This window comes from Streptomyces sp. OR43 (genome assembly GCF_008042275.1).
GTDB lineage: Bacteria > Actinomycetota > Actinomycetes > Streptomycetales > Streptomycetaceae > Streptomyces.
This window is the reverse complement of the sequence record NZ_RDBK01000043.1, coordinates 1830570-1837691: the sequence shown is the minus strand read 5'-3', so window position 1 is coordinate 1837691 and position 7122 is coordinate 1830570. Positions and strand designations below refer to the sequence as shown.

General features: G+C 70.5%; 6 protein-coding genes and 1 pseudogene. 3 read left to right on the top strand and 4 right to left on the bottom strand.

The window, feature by feature from the left end; translation table 11 throughout:
- From EAO72_RS27045 to pdhA, 3 genes and pseudogenes are all read right to left on the bottom strand, one after another.
- A pseudogene (locus EAO72_RS27045) lies at nt 1–742 on the bottom strand (biotin/lipoyl-containing protein); the annotation flags it as partial.
- Nucleotides 743–752: 10 nt separating this feature from the next.
- On the bottom strand, nt 753–1733 hold the full coding sequence (locus EAO72_RS27040; RefSeq protein WP_148019800.1) for an alpha-ketoacid dehydrogenase subunit beta: 981 nt from the start codon (nt 1731–1733) through the stop codon (nt 753–755).
- 2 nt (nt 1734–1735) lie between these two features.
- Entirely contained in the window at nt 1736–2899 is a 1164-nt protein-coding gene (gene pdhA / locus EAO72_RS27035; protein WP_148019799.1) for a pyruvate dehydrogenase (acetyl-transferring) E1 component subunit alpha, read from the bottom strand.
- Nucleotides 2900–3238: 339 nt separating this feature from the next.
- On the opposite strand from pdhA, the gene EAO72_RS27030 reads away from it, so the two are divergent.
- The 3 genes from EAO72_RS27030 to EAO72_RS27020 all read left to right on the top strand — a co-directional run bounded on the left by EAO72_RS27030 (nt 3239) and on the right by EAO72_RS27020 (nt 5532).
- Nucleotides 3239–3898: a response regulator gene (locus EAO72_RS27030; protein WP_148019798.1), complete on the top strand. Its 660-nt coding sequence runs from the start codon at nt 3239–3241 to the stop codon at nt 3896–3898.
- 151 nt (nt 3899–4049) lie between these two features.
- Nucleotides 4050–4484, top strand: a complete 435-nt coding sequence (locus EAO72_RS27025) for a pyridoxamine 5'-phosphate oxidase family protein (protein ID WP_148019797.1) — start codon at nt 4050–4052, stop codon at nt 4482–4484.
- 58 nt (nt 4485–4542) lie between these two features.
- Nucleotides 4543–5532, top strand: coding sequence for a phosphotransferase enzyme family protein (locus tag EAO72_RS27020; RefSeq protein ID WP_148019796.1), 990 nt, complete (start codon nt 4543–4545; stop codon nt 5530–5532).
- Nucleotides 5533–5535: 3 nt separating this feature from the next.
- Here the strand turns inward: EAO72_RS27020 and EAO72_RS27015 are convergent, their stop codons facing one another.
- Nucleotides 5536–7107 (bottom strand): protein kinase domain-containing protein, encoded by a 1572-nt coding sequence (locus EAO72_RS27015; RefSeq protein ID WP_261991815.1) that lies wholly within the window; start codon nt 7105–7107, stop codon nt 5536–5538.
- Nucleotides 7108–7122 lie beyond the last annotated feature (15 nt).

Sequence of the window (7122 nt, the reverse complement as noted above, 5' to 3'; positions counted from 1 at the left end):
CCTCGGCGCCCGAGGAGCCGAAGGGCCGTACGCCGGTCCTGGTGGGCTACGGCGTGGCCGAGTCCTCCACCAAGCGGCGCGCCCGCAAGGGCACGGAGGCGGCCCCCGCGGCCGCGGCTGCCGCGATCCAGGGCGAGATGAACGGCCACGGCACCGGCGCGGCTGTCGCCAGGTCGATGCCCAGGTCCTTGGCCAGCTTGCGGACCGGCGGCTTGGCGAGCGGACGGGCCTCGGCGACAGCCGCGCCGGTGCCGTGGCCGTTCATCTCGCCCTGGATCGCGGCAGCCGCGGCCGCGGGGGCCGCCTCCGTGCCCTTGCGGGCGCGCCGCTTGGTGGAGGACTCGGCCACGCCGTAGCCCACCAGGACCGGCGTACGGCCCTTCGGCTCCTCGGGCGCCGAGGGCTCCGAGGGCTCCGCGACGGGCTCGGGGGCCGGCTCGGCCGCCGCGGGGGTGTCGTCGCCGGAACCCGGCGCCACGTCCACCGCGATGATCACCTGGCCGACGTCGACGGTCGTGCCCTCGGGGAAGCGCAGCTCGTGCACCACCCCGTCGAACGGGATCGGCAGCTCCACGGCGGCCTTCGCCGTCTCGACCTCGCAGACGACCTGGCCGTCGGTGACGGTGTCGCCGGGCTGGACGAACCACTTGAGGATCTCGGCCTCGGTCAGTCCCTCGCCCACGTCGGGCATCTTGAACTCACGGAAGCGAGCAGCGTTGGAAGTCTCGGTCATCGTTGTCACGTCCCCGTCCTCAGTACGCCAGCGAGCGGTCGACGGCGTCGAGCACACGGTCGAGACCCGGCAGGTACTCGTCCTCCAGCCGCGCGGGCGGGTAGGGGACGTGGTAGCCGCCGACCCTCAGCACGGGTGCCTCCAGGTGGTAGAAGCACCGCTCCGTGATGCGAGCGGCGATCTCCGCGCCGGAGCCGTAGAACACCGGCGCCTCGTGGACCACGACCAGCCGGCGGGTCTTCTCGACCGAGGCCTGGATGGCGTCGAAGTCGATCGGGGACATCGAGCGCAGGTCCACGACCTCGATCGACTTGCCCTCCTCCTGGGCGGCCGCGGCGGCCTCCAGGCAGACCTTCACCATCGGGCCGTACGCGACGAGCGTGAGGTCCGTGCCGGCGCGGGCGACGGACGCCCGGTGCAGCCCGCCCGGGATCGACTCGGTGTCGACCTCGCCCTTGTCCCAGTAGCGGCGCTTCGGCTCGAAGAAGATGACCGGGTCGTCGCTCTGGACGGCCTGCTGCATCATCCAGTACGCGTCCGACGCGTTGGAGGGCGAGACGACCTTCAGGCCCGCGACGTGCGCGAACAGGGCCTCGGGCGACTCGCTGTGGTGCTCCACGGCGCCGATGCCGCCGCCGTACGGAATCCGCACGACGACCGGCAGCTTGATCTTGCCGAGCGAGCGGGCGTGCATCTTCGCGAGCTGCGTGACGATCTGGTCGTACGCGGGGAAGACGAAGCCGTCGAACTGGATCTCCACGATCGGCCGGTAGCCGCGCAGGGCCAGGCCGATCGCCGTACCGACGATGCCGGACTCGGCCAGCGGGGTGTCGATCACCCGGTCCTCGCCGAAGTCCTTCTGGAGTCCGTCCGTGATCCGGAAGACCCCGCCCAGCTTGCCGACGTCCTCACCCATGATCAGGGTCTTGGGGTCGGTGTCGAGGGCCTTGCGCAGCGACTCGTTGAGCGCCTTCGCGATGGACATCTTTTCCATGGCCATGGCTACTTGCCCTCCTCGGCGAACGATGCCTGGTAGGCGGCGAACTGGGCGCGCTCCTCGTCGACGAGGGCGCTCCCGTCGGCGTAGGCGTGCTCGAAGATCGCCATCCGGTCCGGTTGCGGCATGGACCGTACCGCTTCGCGTACCCGCTTGCCGAGGGTCTCGCTCTCCTCGTCGAGGGCGGTGAAGAACGCCTCGTCGGCGACGCCCTCGTTCTCCAGGTACGTGCGCAGGCGCAGGATCGGGTCCTTGGCCTCCCAGGAGGCGCGCTCCTCGTCGGCCCGGTACTTCGTCGGGTCGTCGGAGGTGGTGTGCGCGCCCATGCGGTAGGTGAACGCCTCGACGAGGGTGGGGCCCTCGCCGCGGCGGGCGCGCTCCAGGGCGGAGCGGGTGACGGCGAGGCAGGCCAGCACGTCGTTGCCGTCGACCCTGACGCCGGGGAAGCCGAAGCCCTGGGCGCGCTGGTAGAGCGGGACCCGGGTCTGCTTCTCGGTGGGCTCGGAGATCGCCCACTGGTTGTTCTGGCAGAAGAACACGACGGGGGCGTTGTAGACCGCGGAGAAGGTGAACGCCTCGGCGACATCGCCCTGGCTGGAGGCGCCGTCACCGAAGTACGCGATCACGGCCGAGTCCGCGCCGTCCTTGGCCACGCCCATGGCGTAGCCGGTGGCGTGCAGGGTCTGCGAGCCGATGACGATCGTGTACAGGTGGAAGTTGTTGGTGTTCGGGTCCCAGCCGCCGTGGTTCACACCGCGGAACATCCCGAGCAGGTTGGTCGGGTCGACGCCGCGGCACCAGGCGACGCCGTGCTCGCGGTAGGTCGGGAAGACGTAGTCGTCGTCGCGCAGGGCCCGGCCGGAGCCGATCTGTGCGGCCTCCTGGCCCAGCAGCGAGGCCCACAGACCCAGCTCGCCCTGGCGCTGGAGCGCGGTGGCCTCGGCGTCGAAGCGGCGGGTCAGGACCATGTCCCGGTACAGACCGCGCAGCTCGTCCGCGGTCAGGTCGATCGAGTAGTCCGGGTGCTCGATGCGCTCGCCCTCGGGCGTCAGCAGCTGTACGAGTTCGGGTCCGGAATTCTGTGGCGTCTTCGCGGGCGTCTTCGCGGCGCTGGTCCGCTTGCTGCTGCGTCGCGGTTTACGCGCGGCAGCAGTGCTCTCCACGGTCACGTGCGTGCTCCTCCGTCGGTCCGGCCCCCGGGGTCTGCCGGGTGACCAGTGCGGCTCGCCTGTGTCCGTACCCGTGCACGGGGTGGGTGCCGCTCGGTCCGGGAACAGGCGTGACAGGTGCCCCGGCGAGCGCCCTGTCCAATGCACGTTACCCAGTGGGTCGCATAACTGCGAAACCCTTCCTGACCTGCGATTTTGCTTGGATATCCAAGTAAATCGAAGAATTCGGGAACTCTCGCTGGTCACAGCACTGGAAACAGCCTTGCAGGCCGCCGGAACAACGGCACGTTATCCCGCCGGACAGCGGCAGGGAAGGGGGGAGTGTGTGAGACTGCGTTTGTGCGCAAAGAAGGAAAAATCACTGTTTTTCTGCTGGACGACCATGAAGTCGTCCGCCGCGGAGTCCATGAGCTCCTCTCGTCCGAGGACGACATCGAAGTGGTCGGCGAGGCCGGTACGGCGGCGGACGCGCTGGTGCGGATCCCCGCGACCCGCCCCGATGTCGCCGTCCTCGACGTACGGCTGCCGGACGGCAGCGGGGTGGAGGTCTGCCGCGAGATCCGCTCCCAGGACGAGTCCATCAACTGCCTGATGCTGACCTCGTACGCCGACGACGAGGCGCTTTTCGACGCGATCATGGCAGGCGCCGCCGGATATGTGCTCAAGGCGATCCGCGGCAACGAACTGCTGAGCGCGGTACGGGACGTGGCGGCCGGGAAATCGCTGCTCGACCCGGTGGCCACGGCGCGGGTGCTGGAGCGGCTGCGCGACGGCAAGAAGGGCCGCGGCGACGACAAACTCGCCGCCCTCACCGACCAGGAACGCAAGATCCTGGATCTCATCGGGGAAGGTCTGACGAACCGGGTGATCGGCGAGCGGCTCCACCTCGCCGAGAAGACGATCAAGAACTACGTCTCCAGCCTGCTCTCCAAGCTGGGCATGGAACGGCGCTCGCAGGCCGCCGCGTACGTGGCGCGGCTCCAGGCCGAGAAGCGCTGAACCGCCGCGCACGCATGGCACGGCCCCGGGCCGAGAGGCGCCGAGCGATGCGCGCCCGGGGGTCCGGGGTTCCGCTTCGGGACTTTGGTCCCGGTCCAACCAGGGCCCCGGCCTCTTATTCCGTCCTCACAGGTGACGGACAGTGGAGGGCATGTCCTCCGAGGAACTCCACGCCATCCAGCTGCTCGGCCGCGTCCCCTACGGCCGGCTGGCGACGAGTATGCGAGCCCTCCCGATCCTGACGGTGGCCCGGCACATCGTCACCGACGGCCGCGTCGTCCTGCGCATGCACGGCGGTCTGGGCTACCACGACGCCTGCGACGGCGCGGTCGTCGCCTACGGCGCGGACAACTACAACGCCGCCACCTCGGCGGGCAGCCGCGACCTGTGGTCCGTGCAGTTCACCGGCCCCGCGCGGATCATCGAGCCGACCTGCGCCCAGCGCGAGCTCTTCGGCCCCGCACCCGTCGAGGTCAACGGCGAGCCGTTCGCTCCGGCCTACCTCCGGCTCGACCCGCACTTCGTCACTGTGCACACTCTGGACTTCCACGCAACTCCGCAGATCCGTCAACGCAGCGTGATCTAACATCTGTCGGGTGTCGCGCTCATCTGTAACCTTCCCACCTGTTCCTCCGGTCGGCGAGGTGCTGCGCCGCTACCCGGACGCCGGTGATCCGCTTACCTGCGAGCCCCTTGACCAGGGCTTGCTCAACCACGGCTACCGGGTGTCGACGACGCGCGGCTCGTACTTCCTCAAGCACCACCTGGACGACTCCACCGGCGACCGCGCCACGATCGTCCGCCAGCACCGGGCCACCCAGCGGCTCCAGTCGCTCGGAGTGCCCGTCGCACCGCCCGTCGTGGACAGCGACGGGGACACCGTCACCGAGATCGGCGGCCGCTGCTACGCCCTGCATCCCTGGGTCGACGGGCTGCACCGGGCAGGCGCCCAGCTCACCCTCGCCCAGTCGCTGCGTCTCGGGGCGCTGCTCGGAGCCGTACACACAGGTCTTGAGCAGGTGATGGGCGCGGGCGCGGCGGCCGGGGCGCGGTCCGGCCATGCGAGCCCCGATCCCGCCGACACCTTCGCGGTGATCGACGAACTGCTGGCCGCGGCGCGTGGCCGGCGGCCCCGGGACGCCTTCGACGAGCTGGCCGAGCACCGGCTCCTGGAGCGGCGCACCCTGCTGGAGCAGCACGCGGACCGCCGGCCGCCCACTCCGGACGGTCCGGCGACCGGCTGGGTCCACGGCGACTTCCACCCGCTGAACGTGCTGTACCGGGGCGCCGAACCGGTCGCGATCCTCGACTGGGACCGGCTCGGGGTGCAGCCGCGCGCGGAGGAGGCGGTACGGGCCGCGGCGATCTTCTTCGTGCAGCCGGCCGGGGAGCTGGAGCTGGGGAAGGTGCGGGCGTATGCGCGCGCCTACCGGCGGGCGGCGGGGGCCGGGGCGGACGAGCTGGCTGCGGCGGTGCACCGGGTGTGGTGGGAGCGGCTCAACGACTTCTGGATACTGCACTGGCGCTACTGCCTGAACGACCGCAGGGCCGACCCGCAGTTCCCTGCGGTGTCGGCCCTGGCGGTCTGGTGGACCCGTGAGTACGAGGCGGTGCGCGACGCGTTCACGGAGTGAGCGTTACGGGGTGGTGCCACCGCCACCGGCGCCCGCGGCGGCTCCGGCGCTGGTTCCGGCGGCGGCGCCTCCGGCGTCCGCGCCCGTGGTGGTGCCCCCGTCGACCCCGCCGTCCGTCCCCGCGGTGGTGCCCCCGTCCGTCCCGCCGTCCGTCCCGGTGCTGGTGCCCCCGTCCGTCCCGCCGTCCGTGCCCTCGTCCGTGTTGCCCTCGGTCGTGCCCGAGGTCGCCGTCTCGGTCGGTGCCGTGTCCGTGGGCGTCGGGTCGGCCGTCTCGCTCGGTGTGTACGAAGGGGTGTACGACGGGGTGTACGAGGGCTGCTGCTGCTGGTCACCCGTGGAGTTGCCCGGCTGCTCGGTGTCCTGCGTCGTCTCCTCCTCGGTCGGCGAAGCGGACGTCTTCGTCGGAGAGGGCGAACTGGACGTCGAGGTGACCGGCGTCTTGGGCTTCTCGCCGTTGCCCTTCGCCGCGTTGACCGCGAAGGCGACACCCACACCGATCGCGATCAGGGCGAGCACGACGAACAGCCACAGCTTGCCGCGGCCGCCACCGCCCTGCCGGGTGCTGCCGCCGTCGTAGCCGCCGTCGTCCGGGTTCATGGGCGGCAGGATCGGGCCCTGCGACGTGTCCCCGTGCTGCTGGTAACCCATCGCACGGGTGGAGCCGGTCATTCCGCGGGGCGGAGTGCCGGGACCGTCGTTCAGCACGACCGGGCCGGTGTTCCACGTACCGGTGTGACCGCCCTGCACCTGAAGCATCTGCAGGCTGTACTGGACCAGCCCGCGCATCTCCTCGGCGCTCTGGAACCGGTCGTCCGGGTCCTTCGCCAGCGAACGCATGACGAGCCCGTCGAGCTCCGGCGGCACCGCCCCGTTCGAGATCTCCGACGGCGGAACCGGAATGTCCTGAACGTGCTGGTACACCACCGACAGCGGCGTCTCGCCCGTGAACGGGGGCCGCAGCGCGAGAAGTTCGTACAGCAGACAGCCGGTGGCGTACAGGTCGGAGCGGTGGTCGACGGCCTTGCCCAGCGCCTGCTCGGGGGAGAGGTACTGCGGCGTTCCCATGACCATGCCGGTCTGGGTCATCGTCGACTGCGCGCCGTGCAGCGCACGGGCGATGCCGAAGTCCATSACCTTGACCGCGCCGGAGTGCGTGATGATCACGTTGGCGGGCTTGATGTCCCGGTGCACGATGCCGTGCTGATGCGAGTAGGCGAGCGCCTCCAGGACCCCGGAGACGATGATCAACGCCTGCTCGGGAGGCGGGGCTTCGGCGTTGAGGAGCAGGTCACGGATGGTGCGGCCCTCGACCAGCTCCATGACGATGTACGGAACGGTCTGGCCGTTCACGGTGTCCTCGCCGGAGTCGTACACCGCCACGACCGCGTGGTGGTTGAGACCCGCGACCGACTGCGCCTCACGCGTGAACCGGGCCTTGGAGACCGGGTCCTCGGCAAGATCGGAGCGCAGCAGTTTCACCGCGACGGTACGTCCCAGCCGGACGTCCTCGGCCGCGAAGACCTCGGCCATACCGCCCCGGCYGACGTGTCGTACCCCTCGGGCAGACTTGGCCAGTAATACGGATCTTCG

Bases quoted from the DNA above. Each gene is read 5' to 3' on its own strand.
- EAO72_RS27025 (WP_148019797.1), top strand. From the start codon at position 4,050: ATGTCCTCCGAGGAACTCCACGCCATCCAGCTGCTCGGCCGCGTCCCC.
- EAO72_RS27040 (WP_148019800.1), bottom strand. From the start codon at position 1,733: ATGGCCATGGAAAAGATGTCCATCGCGAAGGCGCTCAACGAGTCGCTG.